This is a genomic window from Paracoccus wurundjeri (assembly GCF_030678915.1).
Classification (GTDB): Bacteria; Pseudomonadota; Alphaproteobacteria; order Rhodobacterales; family Rhodobacteraceae; genus Paracoccus; species Paracoccus onubensis_A.
Window position 1 is genome coordinate 146,793 of record NZ_JAUUTZ010000006.1, and the last position, 19,631, is coordinate 166,423.

The 19,631-nt window shown below is 62.3% G+C and carries 14 protein-coding genes; 2 read left to right on the forward strand and 12 right to left on the reverse strand.

The genetic code is table 11. From position 1 onward, the window contains the following. Positions 1–2 precede the first annotated feature (2 nt). The 11 genes from Q0601_RS08230 to Q0601_RS08280 form a co-directional block, all read right to left on the reverse strand. Positions 3–2,030 (reverse strand): hydantoinase/oxoprolinase family protein, encoded by a 2,028-nt coding sequence (locus tag Q0601_RS08230; RefSeq protein WP_305288991.1) that lies wholly within the window; start codon positions 2,028–2,030, stop codon positions 3–5. 123 nt (positions 2,031–2,153) lie between these two features. Beyond that, a complete protein-coding gene (locus tag Q0601_RS08235) occupies positions 2,154–3,113 on the reverse strand; it encodes an AraC-like ligand-binding domain-containing protein (RefSeq protein ID WP_305288993.1) in 960 nt (319 codons plus the stop codon). Positions 3,114–3,381: 268 nt separating this feature from the next. Continuing rightward, on the reverse strand, positions 3,382–5,418 hold the full coding sequence (locus Q0601_RS08240) for an NADH:flavin oxidoreductase (protein WP_305288995.1): 2,037 nt from the start codon (positions 5,416–5,418) through the stop codon (positions 3,382–3,384). A gap of 39 nt (positions 5,419–5,457) precedes the next feature. Then, positions 5,458–6,894: an NAD-dependent succinate-semialdehyde dehydrogenase gene (locus Q0601_RS08245; protein WP_305288998.1), complete on the reverse strand. Its 1,437-nt coding sequence runs from the start codon at positions 6,892–6,894 to the stop codon at positions 5,458–5,460. Beyond that, complete coding sequence (locus Q0601_RS08250; RefSeq protein WP_305289000.1) at positions 6,891–7,943, reverse strand: tartrate dehydrogenase; 1,053 nt, start codon at positions 7,941–7,943, stop codon at positions 6,891–6,893. The genes Q0601_RS08245 and Q0601_RS08250 overlap by 4 nt, the downstream gene beginning before the upstream one ends. Before the next feature lie 17 nt (positions 7,944–7,960). Then, positions 7,961–9,424: an aldehyde dehydrogenase family protein gene (locus Q0601_RS08255; RefSeq protein ID WP_305289002.1), complete on the reverse strand. Its 1,464-nt coding sequence runs from the start codon at positions 9,422–9,424 to the stop codon at positions 7,961–7,963. A gap of 125 nt (positions 9,425–9,549) precedes the next feature. Beyond that, complete coding sequence (locus tag Q0601_RS08260; protein WP_305289003.1) at positions 9,550–10,920, reverse strand: NAD(P)/FAD-dependent oxidoreductase; 1,371 nt, start codon at positions 10,918–10,920, stop codon at positions 9,550–9,552. Continuing rightward, positions 10,917–11,240, reverse strand: coding sequence for a (2Fe-2S)-binding protein (locus tag Q0601_RS08265; RefSeq protein ID WP_305289005.1), 324 nt, complete (start codon positions 11,238–11,240; stop codon positions 10,917–10,919). Before Q0601_RS08265 ends, Q0601_RS08260 begins: the two co-directional genes overlap by 4 nt. Next, on the reverse strand, positions 11,237–13,222 hold the full coding sequence (locus Q0601_RS08270; RefSeq protein ID WP_305289007.1) for a hydantoinase B/oxoprolinase family protein: 1,986 nt from the start codon (positions 13,220–13,222) through the stop codon (positions 11,237–11,239). Before Q0601_RS08270 ends, Q0601_RS08265 begins: the two co-directional genes overlap by 4 nt. 5 nt (positions 13,223–13,227) lie before the next feature. Next, positions 13,228–15,279 (reverse strand): hydantoinase/oxoprolinase family protein, encoded by a 2,052-nt coding sequence (locus tag Q0601_RS08275; RefSeq protein WP_305289009.1) that lies wholly within the window; start codon positions 15,277–15,279, stop codon positions 13,228–13,230. A gap of 93 nt (positions 15,280–15,372) precedes the next feature. Continuing rightward, positions 15,373–16,257 (reverse strand): LysR family transcriptional regulator, encoded by an 885-nt coding sequence (locus Q0601_RS08280; protein WP_305289011.1) that lies wholly within the window; start codon positions 16,255–16,257, stop codon positions 15,373–15,375. A gap of 109 nt (positions 16,258–16,366) precedes the next feature. Here Q0601_RS08280 and Q0601_RS08285 point away from each other — a divergent pair, with 109 nt between their 5' ends. Next, positions 16,367–17,473 carry an NAD(P)/FAD-dependent oxidoreductase gene (locus Q0601_RS08285; RefSeq protein WP_305289013.1) on the forward strand — a complete coding sequence of 369 codons (1,107 nt, stop codon included), beginning with the start codon at positions 16,367–16,369 and terminating at the stop codon, positions 17,471–17,473. Between the two features lie 173 nt (positions 17,474–17,646). Here Q0601_RS08285 and Q0601_RS08290 read toward each other — a convergent pair whose 3' ends face one another. Continuing rightward, positions 17,647–18,975: an NAD(P)/FAD-dependent oxidoreductase gene (locus Q0601_RS08290; protein ID WP_305289015.1), complete on the reverse strand. Its 1,329-nt coding sequence runs from the start codon at positions 18,973–18,975 to the stop codon at positions 17,647–17,649. A 161-nt stretch (positions 18,976–19,136) separates the two neighbouring features. On the opposite strand from Q0601_RS08290, the gene Q0601_RS08295 reads away from it, so the two are divergent. Further along, positions 19,137–19,631: an Lrp/AsnC family transcriptional regulator gene (locus Q0601_RS08295; RefSeq protein ID WP_305289017.1), complete on the forward strand. Its 495-nt coding sequence runs from the start codon at positions 19,137–19,139 to the stop codon at positions 19,629–19,631.

The following is a 19,631-nucleotide window of genomic DNA, read 5'->3' on the forward strand; positions in this document are numbered from 1 at the left end:
ACTCAGCTTTGTGTATTGATGCGGATGTTGAAATACTCGTCGACCTCTGCGGACATGCCCGGCGGAACGACGGTGGTCGCATCGAATTGCTCGACGATGGCCGGGCCGGCGATCATCGCCCCGGCCTTCAGGTCGTCACGTTGATAGACCGCGGTTTCATGCCCCTCATTCTCGAACCAGACCTGACGCTTACCGGCAGGTTCGGGCAGGTGCTGTTCCACCGGATGTTTCCGAAGTTCGGCCTTGGGGACGAGGCCGACCGCCTTCACCGCCACCCGGAACAGCGACACCTCGGCATCCGCGCGCGCATAATTGTATTCGCGCTCGTGATGGGCGTGGAACTCCTCCACCAATTGACCGATATCGGTGATTTCGACCGGCGCCGGAACCTGAAGCGAGCGCCACTGGCCTTTGTACATCATCTCGACGGTACGACTCAGGATCATGTCACTTTCGGCAACCCCCTCATGCCCAAGCTGGGCCATCGCCTCTTCCTCTATCCGCCGGAAGGCGGCTTCAAGCTCTTCGGGCCGCGTCTCGGCGGCCTGCTTCATGAAGCTGTCGGAAAAATCGTGCTGGATATCGACCAGCAGGCAACCAAGAGCCGAGGTCACGCCGGGATTGAGCGGAACGATCACCGTCGGGATCGAAAGTTCTTTCGCCACCGCCGCACCATGCAACGCGCCCGCCCCGCCAAAGGCGCAAAGCGCGAAGTCGCGCGGATCGTAGCCGCGCGAAATGGACAACAGCCGCACGGCATTCGCCATATTGGCATTCGCCACGCGAATAATCGCCTCGGCCGCCTCATGCAGTTCCATGCCGAACGGTTCGGCAACCGTTGCCTTGACCGCTGCTTCGGCCAGTGCAGGGTCCAGCGTCAGCTTCCCACCGGCCAGCGTCGTTCCCAGCCGGCCAAGCACCAGATTGGCATCGGTATTCGTCGCGACGTCATTGCCGTTCCGGTAGCAGGCCGGGCCGGGATATGCCCCGGCGGATTGCGGGCCGTTGCGAAGCGATCCGCCCTCGTCGCGCCAGGCAAGCGAGCCGCCGCCCGCACCGATGGTCAGAACCTCGATCGAGGGAAACCGGATCGGAAAGCCATACTCGATGTACCAGTCCTTGGTGATCCGCGATTCCCCCTGATAACTGACGGAAACATCCGTCGAGGTTCCGCCCATGTCGAAGCCGATAGCGTTCGGATAACCGCAAAGATTGCCGATGAACCGGCTGGCAATGGCGCCCGCCGCAATTCCCGACCCGGCAAGACGCGCCGCGAAATCGCGCACAGCATGCGGGGTCATCACACCGCCACCGGAATGCAATAGCAGCAGATCGCGCTCGTACCCCTCGGCCGTCAGCCGGTCGCTCAGCCGCGAGACATAATCCACCACCACCGGCGACACGACCGCATTCACCATGGTGGTCGAAAACCGTTCATGCTCGAATATTTCCGGCATGATCTCGGACGAGATCGAGATCGTGACATCCGGCATGACCTCTCTGAGGATGTCCCGCATGCGCCGCTCGTTCTCGGAATTGACATAGGAATTCATGAAGCAGATCGCGACGGATTTGATATCGCGCTTCTTTAATATTTCCCCCACGCGCCGCGCACCGGCCTCGTCGAGCGGTTCGATGATGCGGCCCTCGGCATCGACACGCTCACGAACGGTCAACCGATCCTTGCGTGGAATATAGGGCTTGGCGACGTCCTTGTAGGTATCCCAGAGATCCTCTTTGTTGGCTCTGCGGATTTCGACCACATCCCGGAAGCCTTCGGTACAAATCATCGCGCTTCGTGGCAGGTTGCGGGTAATCAGTGCATTGGTCGCCACCGTCGTACCATGGGAAAACATCGACACGCCGCCAAGGTCGATCTTGCCGACCTCGATTCCATCCATGACCGCGCGCATGGGATCGTCCGGCGTCGAAGCAATCTTCTCGATTCGGATCGCGCCCGTGCCCTCATCCATGATGCAGATGTCGGTGAATGTACCGCCCACATCGACTGCTACTCGTGTATTCTTCATTCAATTTCCTCCTTGGAATCCGGACATGATTTCCCGACCGCCGGGATATGCCCCGGCGAATAGCGGACCCGTTGGGTCCCGGTCAGTTTCTGGAATCTTTCGAAGCGCCGGGTTCGACCGGCACTAAATCTCGCGGATGACCGTCATCGCCTCCCTGCGAGTCTCGGATGCGGTTTCACCAAACTTCGCGCGGTAATATTTCGAGAACTGCGCCTGATCCGAGAAGCCCCAATCATAGGCGATATCCGAGATACTTCGGCTTGATTGAAGTGAACGCAATTCCTCGTTGCAGCGGTTCAGCCGCCTTTCACGGATATAGCCCTGTATCGATTGATCGGATTCCTGAAACAGCCGTTGCAGATAACGCAGGGAAATGCCGCAACCCTCGGCCACCTTTCCCGGGCTCAGCTCCATATCCTTGAGATTCTCGCGGATAAAGTTTTCCGCACGCGACAAATGCGCCGCGCGCACGGATGACAGGCTGCTGGTCAGCACCCGCTGATCATCCATGATCGCCAGACCCAGCAATTCGGTCAGATTCGTTCCGGCCGCGCCACGCGCCACATCGTCAATCAGGTCGATATGGCGGATGACCGTATGCAGGCTGGACACGAAGAAGGATGCAATGCCCGTTCGCCCGTCGAATGTCAGGCCGCCCAACCGTTCAGACCTGCCCAGCCTTGCCCGCAGATGCGCGGTCGGAACCTTCAGAACCCATTGCCGGTTGCGTTTCGTATGCCAGTATTCATAAGGCGCATCGCTGCGTTCGACCAGAAACCCGCCTGGCCGGCAGACCGAACGCCTGTCGCATTGCTCGAAGCTGATGGTATCGTCCTCGGGAACCGCGATCAGCAGCGAGCTCTCGGTTTCTTCCAGCAGGTGACGATCATGCCGCCGGTAGATCAGCCCATCGCAGTGAATCCTTGAAAGCTCGACACTGCCAAGCCGCCAGCGGCTCATGCTGCCGTTGAAACGCTCTCTGTCATGCGGCTCGACATCCAGCGAGAAATAGGCTTGGGACACCGCCTGACGCCACGCGTTGCGGTTTTCCGCCAGAGCATAATTGACCTTTTCACTCCCCATTTCAATTCATCCCTCCAGAGAAGCCATGAATCCCCCCTCAAGAGATAGAACACTAACACGATATCGCCGAAATTCTTGTATATATGCGAACATTCTTTTGTCAGGACGCACATACGGCCCGCTGAATTTCATCGGTTATCGACAACCATGATCGGGGTCTTATCTGCGTGACGGTTCCGGCGCGGGCTTGAACGCCGACGGATGCCCGGGATCGCAAAGGATAAAAAGAATGTGCGACAAAACCTTGAAAGCAAACCTTCGCGCCGGGTTACAGCACCCGCGTCAGCCGCAGCGCGTCATAGATCGCCGCATGGGTATTGCGCGAAGAAACCGCGTCGCCGATGCGGAACAGTTGGAAGCGTCCTTCGGGATTGGTGCAGATCGTCTGCGGATCGCGGTTCCGGAGCGCCGCGATATCCACCTCTCCCAGATTCGAGGAATGGGGTTTGAGGTCGAAATACAGTTCATCCAACGGAATCGTTCCATTATTTACGACGATCTGATCGACTTCGCGGCGGCGGGTGACATCTCCGTAATCGCTGCCCAGTTCAGCCAGCAGGCCGTTGCCGCTACGGCTCACGGATTTCAGACGCCATGTGACGGTGAAATGGGCATCCAGCCTCTGAAGGCTGCGCATATAGGGCGTAAGGCTCATCGGCATGACCTCGGGTGCAAAGCTGCGATCCGGGGTGACGATCTCGACCCTTGCGCCTGTCCGGGCGATCATCTCGGCGGCCTGCAATCCGGCATGATCCCCCGCATTGTCGAATACCAGAACCGAGCGGCCCGGCTGCGCATCGCCCGCAAGAATATCCCATGCCGTCACGGTCAGATCATCTCCGGCGCTCAGCGACACGTGATGCGGCAAGCCACCGGTCGCGACGATCACCACATCGGGTTGTGCCTCGATGATCGTATCCGCCCCGGCAAGACTGTTGAAATGAAACCGCACATTGCGGCGCAGGCATTCCGACATCCGCCATTCGATGATCGAAACCATCTCGCGCCGCCGGGGGGATCGCGCTGTCAAACGGATCTGCCCCCCGGGATCGCTGGCAGCCTCGTGGACGATCACCTCATGCCCTCGCTCGGCCGCGACGCGCGCCGCCTCCATCCCGGCCGGTCCCGCGCCCACGATCAGGACGCGGCGACGGGCCTCTGCCGGCTGGATCGCATGCGGCATGAAGCTTTCCCTGCCGGTCGAGGGGTTATGAATGCAAAGCGCATCCGCTCCCTGAAACCGGCGATCAAGACAATAATTCGCGCCGACGCAGGGACGGATGTCATCTTCCCGGCCCGCGACGATCTTGCGGATGATATCGGGATCGGTGAAATGCGCGCGGGTCATGCCGATCAGATCCACCTTGCCCTCTGCGACGGCATAACGCGCCGTCGCCAGATCGGGGATCTTGGCCGCATGAAAGACCGGGAAGCGGGTGGCGGCACGGATCTCTCCGGCCAGTTCCAGATGCGGCGCGTTGCGCATCCCCTGCACCGGGATCATATCGGTCAGCCCGGCATCGTCGTCGATATGGCCGCGGGTGACATTCAGGAAATCCACCAGCCCGCTGTGCCTGAGGCGGCGCGAGATTTCCAGACCCTCGGCAAGATCCACCCCATCGGCGGCATTCTCGTCCCCGGCATAGCGGATGCCCAGCAGGAAGTCCTTGCCGACCCGTTTTCGCGCCTCGGACAGGACATCGAAGGTCAGGCGCAACCGGTTGTCCAGCGATCCGCCATAAGGCCCTTCCAGATGATTGGAACGCCGGGACCAGAATTGATCCAGCAGATGCCCGGTCGCGATGAATTCGACCCCATCCAGCCCCGCCTCCTTCATCCGTTCGGCGGCATCGGCATAATCCTGCACGATCCGCCGGATATCCCAGTCCTCGGCCATCTTCGCCACAGCGCGATGCGAAACCTCGCGCTCGTGGCTGGCCGATATGGTCGGCAGCCAGTCGCCCTTGTCCCAGCGGGTGCGGCGGCCGTGATGGGTCAGCTGGATCATCACAGCGGTCCCATGCTCGTGGCACTCATCGGCGATCTTGCGCATCCATGTCACGATCTCGTCCCGCCAGGCCTGCACGCCTCCGGCAGAGGGCGGACTGTCCAGCCCCGTAGCGGCCGAGCCGATGGTCATGGTCAGTCCCACCCCGCCCTTGGCGCGCGCAACATGATAGGCGCGATAGCGGTCTTTCGGCAGACCGTCCTCGGCGTAACCCGGTTCGTGCGCGGTCACGATGATCCGGTTCTTCAACCGCAGATGGTTGAGCTGATAGGGTTGCAAGAGCGGGTCAGAGGACATTTCCGATCTCCTGTTGCTGCCTTGTCGGGGCGGCCCCGGTCACAGACCGCCGAAATGGAACGCCTTGGTTTCAAGATATTCCTCGATGCCTTCCTGCGCCCCTTCCCGACCCAGCCCCGAAGCCTTGACCCCACCGAAGGGTGATACCTCGTGACTGATCGCGCCGGTATTCAGGCCGACCAGCCCGAACTCCAGCGCCTCTCCGACGCGGAAGGCGCGGGCCATATCCGTGGTGTAGAAATAGGCGGCAAGGCCGAAGGGGGTGCCATTGGCGATGCTCAGCGCCTCTTCCTCGGTCTCGAAACGGAAGATCGGGGCGACCGGACCGAAAGTTTCTTCCCCGGCCAGTTGCATCTCCGTGGTGGCGCCCGCCAGCACGACCGGATCGGCGAAACGTTCGGACAGATCGCGGAGCCTGGTCGTCCGGGTGGCCCCTTTTGCAAGCGCATCCTCAACATGGGCAGAAATTTTGTCGATGGCGGCGGCATTGATCATCGGGCCGATATTCACGCCCGCATCGGTACCCGCCCCGACGCTCAGCGCATCCACACGGGCTGTCAGTGCCCGGACAAAATCGTCATGGATACCCGATTGCACCAGCAGCCGGTTCGCGCAGACGCAGGTCTGGCCGCCATTGCGGAATTTCGACGCCATCGCGCCCTCAACCGCAGCGCCCAGATCCGCATCGTCGAACACGATGAACGGCGCGTTGCCGCCCAGCTCCAACGACAGTTTCTTGAGGGTCGGCGCGCATTGCGCGGCCAGCATCGCGCCGACACGGGTCGAACCGGTAAAGGACAGTTTCCGCACGGTAGGGGAAGAAGTCAGCGTCGCACCGATCTCTTCGGGCCGTCCGGTCAGGATGTTCAACACGCCTTTCGGAATACCTGCACGCTCAGCCAGAACGCCAAGGGCAAGAGCGGAATAGGGTGTAAAATCAGACGGTTTGATAACCATGGTGCAACCCGCCGCCAGTCCCGGCGCGACTTTGCGGGTGATCATAGCATTGGGAAAGTTCCACGGCGTAATGATCGCGCAAACCCCGACAGGTTCTTTCATAGCGAAGATCTTCTTGCCCGGCACCGGCGAGGGAATGATCGAACCGTTGATCCGCCGTGCCTCCTCGGCGAACCAGCGGACGAAAGAGGCTCCGTAGAGGATCTCTCCCCGCGCCTCTTCCAGCGGCTTTCCCTGTTCGGCGGTCAGGATCCGCGCCAGATCCTCGGCATGATCCAGCATAAGCCGATACCATTTCATCAGCAGATCGGCCCTCTCGGCATGGGTGCGGGCGCGCCAACCCCGCATCGCCTTCTCGGCGGCGGCTATGGCTTCGGTTGTCTCATCGGCGGAACAATCGGGCATAAAGCCCAGAACCTCGCCCGTAGCGGGATCCGTTACCTCCAGATCGGAACGGGACGTCCAGTTCCCGCCGATCAACGCAGCTTGCCGGAACAGATCGGGATCGTCGAGTTTCATGCCTGTTCCTCCAGCGCGGTTATCACGGCTTGGGTAATCTCGGCCGTCGAATGGGACCCCGCCCGAGCGCCGATCCCCCGCCCCGTTGTCGTTTCGATGGCGCTCAGGATGGCGGCGGCGGCCTGCCCCTCGTCCAGATGTTCAAGCATCATCGCGCCGGACCAGATGGCCGCGACCGGATTGGCGATGCCCTGCCGGGCGATATCCGGGGCCGAGCCATGAACCGGCTCGAACATCGAGGGGCCGCTGCCATCCGGACAAATATTGGCCGAGGCCGCGTAACCCAACCCGCCCTGTATCGCCGCGCCCAGATCGGTCAGGATATCCCCGAACAGATTCGAGGCGACCACGACATCAAGGCTTTCCGGCGCCATGACCATCTTCGCCGCCATGGCGTCGATATGCATATGGCTGACCGTCACATCCGGATATTCCGGGGCAAGCTGCCGGGTCATCTCATCCCAGAATACCATGGAATATTTCTGCGCATTGGATTTCGTAACCGAGGTCAGATGCCCCCGCCGTGCCTGCGCCTGTTCGAAACCGAAACGCAGGATCCGCTCGACACCCGCGCGGGTGAAGATCGATGTCTCGACCGCGACCTCATCATCCTTGCCCTGATGTACGCGGCCGCCCGCGCCGGAATATTCGCCTTCGGTATTCTCACGGATGCAGAGAATGTCGAACCCGCCGCTGCGCAGCGGCCCCTCTATCCCGGGCAACAGCCGATGGGGGCGGATATTCGCATATTGATTGAACGCCTTGCGGATCGGCAACAGCAACCCGTGCAACGACACGGCATCCGGAACGGTTTCGGGCCAGCCCACCGCGCCCAGATAGATGGCGTCGAAATCTCGCAGCGTCTCGATCCCGTCATCGGGCATCATCGCGCCGGTCTCCAGATAATACTGACAGGACCACGGCAAGGTCCGGCAATCCAGCTGGAAACCAAAACGACGGGCCGCGGCCCGGATCACCTGCATGGCAGCATCCGTAACATCAACGCCGATCCCATCCCCCGGAATCAACGCAAGCTTGTGGGTTTTCATCTGTTTCTCCTGCCCGGTCAAAAGTCGATCAGCACCGATTTGGTGCGCCTGTTCGCATGATAGGCTTCCCGCCCCAGATCCTTGCCGAGCCCGCTGGCCTTCCAGCCCCCTGTCGGCAGGATATGATCGGCAGAGCGCCCGTAACGGTTGATCCAGACCGTCCCCGCCTCGATACGGCGCGTCAGCCTCAACGCCCGGTGGAGATCCCGCGTGAACAGCCCGGCGCAAAGCCCGTATGCCGGATGGCTGGCAAGCGCCATCGCCTCTTCCTCGCTGTCAAAGGTCTGGAAAGTCGCGACCGGGCCAAAGATTTCCTCGACCACCGCCGGATTGGCCACATCCACGTCCCGGATCAGCGTCGGGCGGTAAAAGCTGCCTTCGCGGTCGAACCGTTCGCCTCCGCACAGGACTTCGCCACCATTCCTGACCGAAGCGCCGACGATACCGTCGATCCGCGCAAGCTGCCCCTCGGATATGATCGGCGAAAAGCCCGGCTCCTCTTCCCATGTCGCGGCGGGTTGGTGCCGGGCGAAACTGGCCGTCAATCTTTCGGCCAGTTCATCCGCGATCTCGCGTGCGACGATGATCCGCGAGCCGGCCACGCAGAACTGCCCCGCATTCGGCGTGATCCCCCGGTCAAGGCATTCCGCTGCTAGATCCAGATCCGCATCGGCAAAGACCACCATCGGACTTTTGCCCCCCAGTTCCAGCGTCATCGGCTTGATGCCTGTGCGGGCGATATTCTCCATGATCTGGCCACCCGCACGGGTCGAACCGGTGAAGGAAACCTTGTCGATACCGGGATGTTGGACCAGCGCCGTTCCCGTTACCGGACCATCGCCAAGCACGATATTGATCAACCCCTCAGGTATTCCCGCCCGTACGGACAATTCGGCAAGATAAAGCGTGGAATAGGGCGTCATCTCCGATGGTTTCAGCACCACGGCGTTCCCCGCCGCCAAGGCCGGACCCAGCTTCCACCCCGCCATCGAGATCGGGAAATTCCACGGGGTGATCGCGCCGATCACCCCGTAAGGCTGGGAAGAAATCATGCCGAGTTGCCCGTCGGATGTCGGCACCAGATCATCGCATTCCTTGTCGGCGAATTCCGCGAAAAACCTGATCTGATCGGCCGTCACGATAATGTCTGCCGCCGCAACCTGAGCAACCGGGCGGGACGAGCAGATTGCTTCAAGCCGCGCAAGCGTCGTCGCCTCAGCCTCCATCAGATCGGCCCAGCGCGACAGCGCGCGCAACCGTTCACGCGGTGCGATGCCACCCCAGCCCGACCGTTCCAGCGCGGCGCGGGCATTGCTGACAGCCCTGTCCACCAATTCGGCATCGGCGCGTGGTATCTCACCCAGAACGGCACCGCTGGACGGAGCGGATATGGCAATCTCGCCCGGCCCCTCGACATATCTGCCGCCGATGAAATGGCCAACAGGAAGTTTCAGATCGGATGGATCGAAGGCAAGCGTCATGGGTGTCCTCTCGTCATCTTGGCACCAGTTTGCCGCGAAAGGATCGGCACCTCCTGCCGAAAGCTCCGGCGCGGCAGCATAATCCTCTTTCAGGCGATGAGGCCGGGGCAGAAGATTGTGCTGGCTTATTCCTCCGGCGCCAATCGGCACAGCGCCGCGATCGGCGCTGGACGTGCCGGCGGTTGCGAGCGAAGCCGCCCCGCATTTGCCACCTCAACCCCGGCCTCGGCGGCGATCAGTTCCGTGCCGGCGCGCCCGCAATAGCGCCCCTGACAACGACCCATCCCGACGCGCCCCAATGATTTCACGCGATTCGCCTCGGCACCCGCCAGTAGCACCGTGCTGCGCAACTCTCCGGCACGGATTCCTTCGCAACGACAGATCACTGTCTCGTCAGGCATTCCCCGAACCATTGCGGCGGGCCAGGGAAAGGCATGGGCGACACCTTGGGCAAAGCGGCGCATTCGAGTCAGACGGCGCAAATCCCGGTATTGATCCCGCCCTGAAACCGGATGACCAAGATCCGCCAGACAGGCACGGGCGGCCAATCGTCCGGCGGTCTCGGCCCCATCCGCCCCAAGGATCCGCAGGCCATCCCCCGCCAGATAAAGCCGGTCGCCCGCGCGCCCCTCGGCATCGGCGCGGGGAAGCCATTGCGCCCATGTATCGGACCAGTCGAATGTCACGCCGGCCAAATCCGCCAGAACCGTTTCCGCCTGCAAATGCCAGCCAAGTGCCACCGTATCGCAGGCGGTGGCATGGAGACGGTTCCGGGCATCGCGCCAATGGATCGCGGATGGTCCGTCCTGCCCGGACTCTATCCGCTCCAGCCGAGCACCCGCGTGATAAAGCCGCCCCAACCCGACCCGCATAAACGCGCCGCGTGCCGTCACAAAAGGACGCGCGGCCAACATCCGCGACCCGCCCCTAAGCTGCATAGACAGCGGCGCGGTATCCAGCACGGCCGCGACACCGGCACCTGCCGCGCGAAGCTGATGCGCCACAAGCGTCAGCAGCGGCCCGGATCCGGCAAGAACGATTCTTCGCCCCAACGCAACCCCTTGCGCCTTGAGCGCGATCTGCGCCGCGCCCAGACTATATATCCCGGCCTGCTCCCAGCCCGGCAGGGGGGCCAGACGGTCGTACGCCCCCGTCGCCAGAATCAGCCGGTCATACGGAATGGCGATCTGTCCTTCCGGGCCAAGCACCATCGCCTCGCCTTCCGAGAAACCCAGAACCGAACTGCGCGAATGATAGGTGACGCGCCTTTGCCGCGCCCATTCGTCGAATATCCGGTGCAGTCTCACGGCCTTGACCGCCTCGGACCCGTAAAGCGCCTTTGGTGAACGGGTGAACCCATCGGGCGGACGACGATAGATCTGGCCGCCCGCTTTCTCTCCCTCATCCACCACGGTTGGAACCAGTCCCGCTTCCGCCAATATATCGGCGGCACGCATGCCCGCGGGACCGGCGCCCACAATCAGCACCCGGCTCATGATCCGCCCCCCGTCCAATCCTGCGATGGCTGCGACAAAAGCCGCATCCCATCGTGCAAAAGGGTCGAGCAGGCGCGCAGGCGCGGGCCGTGCTCCTGCCAGATCCAGCAATCCTGACAGGCACCCATCAGGCAGAATCCGGCACGTTTTTCCGGGCCGAACTCGGCCTGGCGCAGATAGGTGGCGGAGGCCAGAATCCCGGTCAGCACCGTATCGCCCCGAAGCGCCCGCATCTCGACGCCGTCGACATGGAATCTGACAGGCCGACGCGACGTTTCGGACAGGCGCTGCAACCGGCCCGGCTCCTTGGCAAGCTTCATTCCGCAGCCTCCGCGACCGGTCGGGGCAAGGGCAGTTCCGGAAAGCGTGCGCGAGTTTCCGCGAAGGCCTCCTCGACCCCTTCCGCGCCCGACCGGCCGGACATCCGCCGGAAGATCTCTGTCTTGGTAAAGAAACGCCAGTGAACTGGCAGTTCCGACAGGATCTGCGTCAACCGGTCATAGGCGGCATCGGTCCATCGGGACTCGTAACCCTCGCGCTCGGGGCCGTAATGGAAATGCGCGTCCTGCGCTTGCACCCTCGCCCGCAGCGAGGCCGTCGCCGCCTCGTCCACGACACCGGCCTTCAACACCACGCCATATTCCTCTTGCGCGGCCCGGATCGAGACATGGCCACATGCCACATCGCGCGCCACGCGCCACGGTTCGCGCTTCCTGGGGTTGCCGCGCCCGCCGCCTCCGGCAGAACGGATCTCCAGCACGTCGCCGGGTTGCAACACCGCCGTATCGGTATTGCCCAGACGCCTTTCGTCCCCGGTTCCGGGATTGATCACCATATCCGACAAGCCAGCCGCGCGACCGCCCAGAACACCCCAGGGACGGAAAAAGGATCGGTCGCGATTGCGTGCCGTAATCCGTGTATCGGGCGCAAAAACGCGAAAGCTCATTTCGGTCGCCAGCCCGCCCCGCCAGCGTCCGGCCCCGCCGGAATCCCGTGCCAGGCCGTATTTGACGAACTCCACCGGCACCTCGGTCTCGGTAATCTCGATCGGCGTATTCTTGAGATAGGCCGCATCCGCCCCCGAACCGTTGGTACCATCACGATCCGGCATCCCCCCGCCGCCACCCACCACCGGGTTGACAGCGGCGATCACTATTTTCCGGCTGCGCTCGTCATGGGTCATGACATTGACGATGCAGTTGTTTCCGGCGGGCGCGGCAGGCATCCGTTCAGGGATCGCCTGACTGAACGCGCCGAAAATCACCGAGCGCAGCCTTGCGCATGTCAGCGAGCGCATCCCCACGGCCGCCGGAGCCACCGGGTTCAGCACCGTGCCTTCGGGCGCGATGCAGGTGAAGGGGCGGGTCAGGCCGGTATTCAGAAGGATCCGGGGATTGAGCGTGTAAAGCACGTAATAGACGCCGACCAGCAGGATGGTATGGCGCGGATCCCCGCCCGAAGGCACGTTCAGCGAACTGGCAAGCTGCGGATCCGAGCCCGTGAAATCCAGCACCGCATTCCCGCCCCGGATCGAGAGCGTCAGCTTGAGACGGCAGGGATTGCCGATATCGCTGTCCTCATCGGCGTAATCGGCAAAGACGTAATCGCCATCGGGGATTTCCAGCAGTATTTCCCGCGCCTGCGCCTCGGCCTGATCCTTCAACGCCGACACACCGTCAAGAAACCCCTGTTTGCCGAAGCGTTCCAGCATCGCATGAACCTTGCGCTCACCGGTATTCAACGCTCCGACCAGCGCCTTGATATCGCCGATATTCAGCGACGGCTTGCGCACATTGGTTTCCATGATCCGCAGGATCTGCTGATCGAATTCGCCCTCGCGCACCAGTTTCATCGGTGGAAAGCGCACCCCTTCCTGATGCACTTCGGTCAGGGAGCGCGACAAGGATGCAGGAACCGCCCCACCCATATCGGTATTGTGGATATGCCCGCCGGTCCAGGCGACGATCTCTCCATCGGCGAAAACCGGTTTCCACAGATGGGTATCCGGCGCATGGGTCGCCACATGGCCAGAATAGGGATCATTGGTGAAGGCGACATCGCCGGGACGGTAATCGTCGATCATACCGATGGCGCGGCCATAGGTCAGCCCCGGATACCATGTCGCGCCAAGTTCCATTGGAACGGCGAAAGTATCGCCCGCACGGTCCATCAGCATGACCGTGAAATCCTGCGTCTCCTTGACAAAGGCCGAATGGGCGGTGCGGTGCAATGTATGGGCCATGTTCTCGGCGGCGGCGCGGGCGTGATTGGCCAGCACCTGAAGGGTCATCCTGTCATACATCGGCTTTACTCCGTAAAGGAAAGATGAATATTGAGATGGCGATCCACATGGGCCGATACGTGGTCGGGGATGGCAAAAGTCGTATCTTCCTGAACCACGACCGCAGGACCGGCGAATGCCGCGCCTCCGGTCAGCAAGGCCCGCTCGAACAACGGAATCTCGCGGCGGCCATGCAGATGGATCGGCACGTGGCGCAACGGTTCCGCCGGGGTGCTGGGGGCGTCACTTTGGGGAAAAGCCGGTTTTGGTCCCGCGCCTATGGCTGAAAGGCGCAGATTGATGATCTCGATCCGTCCGTCCGGATCATCGAAATCGTAAATCTGCCGATGCGTCGCATGAAAGGCCGAAGCGATCCGGGGCACGTCATCCAGCCAGGCGGGCTTCAATGCCACCTCTATCTCGTAGCTTTGTCCGGCATAGCGCATATCTGCGGACAGGCGAAGCTCGCTCGCCCCGTCATGCCCTTGCGCGGTCAGCCACCGCCGCCCTGCATTGCAAAGCTCCTGAAAGGCGCTTTGCAAACCCGACAGGGCAGCGGGATCGAGATCGGCAAAGACTGTGCGGATGAAATCGCCGCGCAGATCCGCCACCAATCCGCCAAGTGCCGAAACGACCCCCGGCCAGCGAGGCGCGATCACCCGGTTCATACCCAGTTCCCGTGCCAGGAATGCTCCCAGCATCGGTCCCCCACCGCCAAAAGGCATCAACGCAAATTCCCGCAGATCGACCCCGGCCCGCGATGACAGTTTTTCCACCTCGACGAACATTTCGGAAATGGCGATGTCGAGAATGGCTTGCGCCGTCTCTTCGATCCCGCGCCCTAATCTCTTGGCCAGTTCCGCGACAGCCCGACGGGCCAACCCGATATCCATCCGCAACTGCCCATAGGCAAGCTCGGAATGCCCCAGCCAGCCGCAAACGGCCATCGCATCCGTCACCGTCGCACGCGTGCCCCCGCGCCCATAGCAGGCGGGACCGGGCTGAGAACCCGCCGATTCCGGTCCCACGCGCAATACACCCTGACCATCCACCGAAGCGATCGAGCCACCGCCGATCCCTATGGAACTGACCGAAACCGAGGGAATATGAAGCGGGAACTCCCCGATCAGTTCATCGCTGCCATACTGAACCTCGCCATCCACGATCAGCGCGAAATCCGCCGATGTCCCGCCGATATCCAGTGTCAGCACGCGCCTTTCGCCAGCCTGCCGCGCCAGCCACGCCGCGCCCATCACCCCCGAGGCCGTTCCGGAAAGCAACATCGATACGCAGTCGCGCCGCCCCTCACCCGCGCTCATCAACCCGCCATTGGATTTGGTCAGCATCGCCCGCGCAGGAACACCGCGATCCTCCAACCGGGCTTCAAGGGCAGTCAGATAACCCGCCACCCGCGGATGAACATAACCGTTCAGGATCGCGGTCGAGCTGCGCTCGTATTCGCGGATCACGGGCCAAACTTCCGCAGAGGTGAAAACGAAAAGCTCCGGCGCTTCGGCCTCGATCATCGCCTTGACCGCGGCCTCCTGCCCGCCATCGCGCCAGCTATGCAGCAGCGCCACGATGATCCCCTCGGCGCCGGTCTCTTTTGCACGCGCCACCGCTTCGGCCACCACTGCCGAATCCGCGCGCGGACTTTCGCTGCCATCGGCGCGCTGCCGGATCGGGATGCCGAAAATCCTGTCACGCGGGATCAGCGGCTCGGGGCGGTGACAGAACAGCGAATACATGTCGGGCATGCGCAGCCGCGCCAGTTCGATCACATCCTCGAAGCCTGCATTGGTGATCATGGCCAGTTTCGCGCCCCTGCGTTGCAGGATCGTATTGATACCAACGGTGGTACCGTGCACGAAACGGCTGACCTGTGCAGGGTCCAGCCCCTCGCGCTCGGCCAGAAGATCCAATCCGGTCAGCAGTTCCGCTCCGGGATCATCCGGTGATGTCAGCACCTTGAGCGAAGCGACCCGTCCCGAACGCGTCTCGAGCGCGCAGAAATCCATGAAGGTGCCGCCGATATCGACACCAATCTTCCAGTCAGCAAGCGGGGCGCTGCCATCCATGAGAATCCGTCCTTTCCTGATCCGTTGTCAGGAACCGAGCAGAAACCGTCTTTCAGGTCCAAGACGCATTGCATGGCAATGCATAAGGTGAACTTATGGAGATACCGGCGAGACGGCCAGCAAATGGGTACGGATAACCTGTTCGGCCCGCGACAGCACCTTGCCGCGCAGGCTCAGCAACGACAGTGGCAAGGATGGGCTGTTCAGCAATGGCCGCAGGACGATACCGGGAAACTGCGCCCAGGGCAGCAGCGAATCCACGACCGCGACACCAAGCTTCGCCGCAACGAATCCTGCCGCCGAAATCGAAGAATCGATCTCGATCCGAGGCACGAAACCAAAGCCTTCCCGTTGTGCGGCAGCCTCCAGCTCATCGTAAGGCCGGGTCATGCTGCGATAGGAAATCACCACCTCGTCAACCAGATCGGCAAAACTCAGTTTTTCCATCCCGGTCAGCGGATGATCTTCTGGCAGCAGGCAGCAGAAGGACGTATGACCCAGCCGCTCGACCGCTATATCGGGTGGCAGGTGATCGTCCAGCGCCAGTGCAAGTGCGGCATCGCCCGCGCGCAGCATCTCGACCATCGCGGCAATCGGCGCAACATGGGTGCGCAGCAATATATCCGGATGGTTTTGACGGAACGCGGCCACAGCTTGCGGCAAGAGCGACATGGCCGGTGGCGGAGATGCCGCGATCCGCACCAGGCCCGCGCGCCCCAGTCGCAAATCCGAGGTCTTGCGCCGCAAGCCTTCAAGTCCCGAAAACAGCCGCTCCGCCTCGGGGTAAAGCTCCAATGCCTCGGGTGTCGCCCGCAAACGGCCCTTTTCCCGGTCGAACAAGGCGAAACCCAGTTCATCCTCGGCATGGATCAGGATCTGACTCAAGGCGGGCTGCGAGATATTCAGCAGCCGTGCCGCCCCGGTTACCGTCCCCGCCCGCATCACGGCGGTAAATACTTCAAGCTGACGTGCGCGCATATCGCCTCCATAGGCCGGACTTATAGGATGCCTCGTTTCTCGTCTTTGACGCAAGCGGGGTCGCAGCGTTCTGATAGCGAAAGGACAAAGACATGCGAAAGGCGGCGGAATGGATATAATCGTCCTTGGCGGCGGATTGATGGGAACGGCATCGGCCTTTTTCCTTGCGCGGCGCGGCCTGAAGGTCACGCTGATCGAGCGCCGCCGCATCGGCGCAGGCGCGACCGTCGCCTCTTTCGGGAATATCCGCCGCAGTGGACGGCATCTGTCACAACTGCCTCTTGCGCATCGCTCGCTGACGCTGTGGAAGCAAAGCGAAGCACTGTTGGGCCGGGATGTCGAGTTTCGCCCAACCGGCCATCTGCGCCTGATCTTTGACGAGCAGGGGCTGGCCGATATGCGGCATTTCGCCGACAAAGCCCGCGCTTGGGGGCTTGAACTCGAAGAATTGGAGCCTGCCCAGATTCGCCGCCGCTTTCCCGGCCTTGGCCCTGACGCGATCGCCGCCTCCTTTTCGCCCGATGACGGTTCCGCCAATCCACGGCTCGTCAGCCCCGCCTTTGCCGCCGCCGCCGCAGCAGCAGGTGCGAACATCGTGGATCAGGCGCCGGTTCGTGCCATATCCCTCAGCGATTCCGGCTTCACCGCCGAAACCGACCGGGGCCGGTTCGACGCCACCATGCTGTTGAACTGCGCCGGGGCATGGGGCGCAGAAATCGCCGCACAGTTCCGTGAGCCGGTACCGCTGGCCGCTTACGGCCCGCAGATGGCCGTCACCGAACCGCTGCCACATCGGATCCTGCCTGTCGTGGGTATGTGGTCGCGCGCTCATGGCGCTTATCTGCGGCAGGTGGAGCGAGGCAATGTCGTTTTCGGCGGCGCGGTCGAGCGTGTTCCGGTCGACCCCGGTCCCGGCCATGCGCGAGCGGATCCGGCGCGACTGCCCGAACAGCTTCACGCCGTGCTGCGCCTGGCACCCGCCTTGCGGGACGTGACGGTGATCCGCCAATGGTCGGGCTGCGAAGGCTATGTCGGTGACGGATTGCCGGTCATGGGCGCCTCGGCCACGACCCCGGGGCTGTTTCACGCTTTCGGCTTCTGCGGACACGGATTTCAGCTTGGCCCCGGTGTCGGCGACGCCATGGCGGAATTGATCGCCACCGGCAATTGCGAAACTCCGCTGAAGCCCTTTGGCATCGCGCGTTTCGCAGCATGAATCCGCATCGCGCCACAACAGGTCGGGAACATCTCCACCCGTTCTTCCTTACCCGAATATCCGGGTGGGATTTCCGGTTCCTCCACCATTGCGTCAAAAACCCTTCGACATGCTACGCCGCCAGTCGTGGCAGAACCCACAGAACCCGCATTTTCGGCCGACCAAAACAGGCTCTAGAAATCGGCAACCTGTCCCCACTGTCCTTTGCCGAACCGGGCAAGGCGGTACTGCGCGGTCCCGGTGATCGGCTCGCGACCAAGGACCAGATCGGCGGTCAGATGGCCCACCCCCGGCCCGATCCCGAAGCCATGCCCCGACAAACCCGCCGCCAGCACCAGTCCCGGCAGGCCGATATCCGCGTCGATCACGGGCACACCATCGGGCGTGCTGTCGATAAAGCCCGCCCATTGCGCCTGCACGGGCAAAGGCTTCAGCTCGGGCAGCAACCGATGCGCGCGGGACAGGGTTTCGTTCAGCAGCCGCGCCGAGGGGCGCGGATCGAGGACGCGCATCCGCTCCATCGGGGTTTCCCGGTCCAGCCGCCATATGCGGCGGGTTTCGAAACCGGCGCGCCACGCCTGCAACCCGCCCGGCGCGAGCGAGCGCCAGCGTTTTGCGAACATCGGCAGGAAATGCCGCGCCCCACGCAACGCCCCGGGTGTGGGATCAAGATTGGCCCGCCCGGAAATCGCCAGAGTATGCCCGCCATCGCCGCGGCGGGTGACGGACACGGCTGCGGTATGCAGCGCGGGCGGCAGCCCTTCGGCACCTGGCGCGACCGAAAGGATCGAACTGCGCACCGCGGCCTGCGGAAACTCAATCCCGAGTTGATGAAGAAAACTTCCGGCCCAGGCTCCGCCCGCAATGATCGCATTCCGGGTGCGGATCGTGCCCCGTTCGGTGACAACACCGGAAACCGCGCCGCCGGACGTCTCGATCCCGCGCGCAGCGCAAGATTGCAGAACCACACCGCCATGCCGGACCACCCCCTGAGCGATCAAAGGCGCGGCCCGAGACGGATCGGCAATGCCATCGCTTGGCGACCAGACCCCGCCTTTCCAGCCTTTCCCGGTCGCCCCCGCCCGCTCGGCGGCTTCGGCGGAACCAAGCATACGGGTATCGACCCCTTCGCCACGGGCGAAGCGACCCCATTTCGCCCAGCCTTCGATCTCGGATTCGTCCTCGGAAAGATACAGCAATCCGCAGCGCCGGAAGCCCAGATCCATGCCGGTATCCGCCGTGATCTCTTCCCACAATTCAAGGCTGCGGGTGGAAAGCGGCAATTCGCGTGCATCCCGGTTCTGCTGCCGGCACCAGCCCCAGTTGCGGCTGGATTGCTCGGCCCCGACACGGCCCTTTTCCAGCAGCACGACCCGCTGCCCGGCCCGAGCCAGCCAATAGGCCGCGCAGGTGCCGGTGATTCCCGCTCCGATTACGACAGAATCGGCCTCGGCAGGAAATTCGCTGACTGCAGTATCGATATGCAGAAGGGGCGCAGGCATGAAGATCTCCGGTCTTTTCCCAAACCATACCCGGCCCGGATCAAAGCTATCTGCCGGACAATTGGCAAAAGACAGCATTTCATGTTGAAGCATGTTGACCAGACAGGGTTATACCTCTTTCACAAGAGTTCCGCGCCCGGATGGATCGAAGGAGCGAAACGATGAACACCCGCCTGAAACTGGACCGGATCGATGTCAGGATACTTGCCGAATTGCAGCGCAACGGGCGGATCACCAATGTCGAACTGGCCGAACTCGTGCATCTGTCGCCCTCGCCCTGCCTGATGCGGGTCAAGAAATTGCAGAAGGCGGGATATATCGCCGGTTATTCAGCCCAGATCGACATTGCCAAGCTGGGCGAGACATTGACAGTCTTTACCGAGTTCACACTCAGGAATCACCGCCAGATCGACTTCGCCCGCTTTCAGGAGGCGCTGGAGAAGATCGACAGTTGCGTCGAATGCCATCTGATCTCGGGCGGTTACGATTACTTGGTGAAATTCGTCACGGCGGGCATTGTCGATTACCAGACCATCATCGAGGCCCTGATCGACCGCGAAATCGGAATCGACCGTTATTTCAGCTATGTCGTGATCAAATCGCCCTTCGTCAAAACGCAGCTTCCCCTGACCCGGCTGTTCGCCGACAGGGAATAG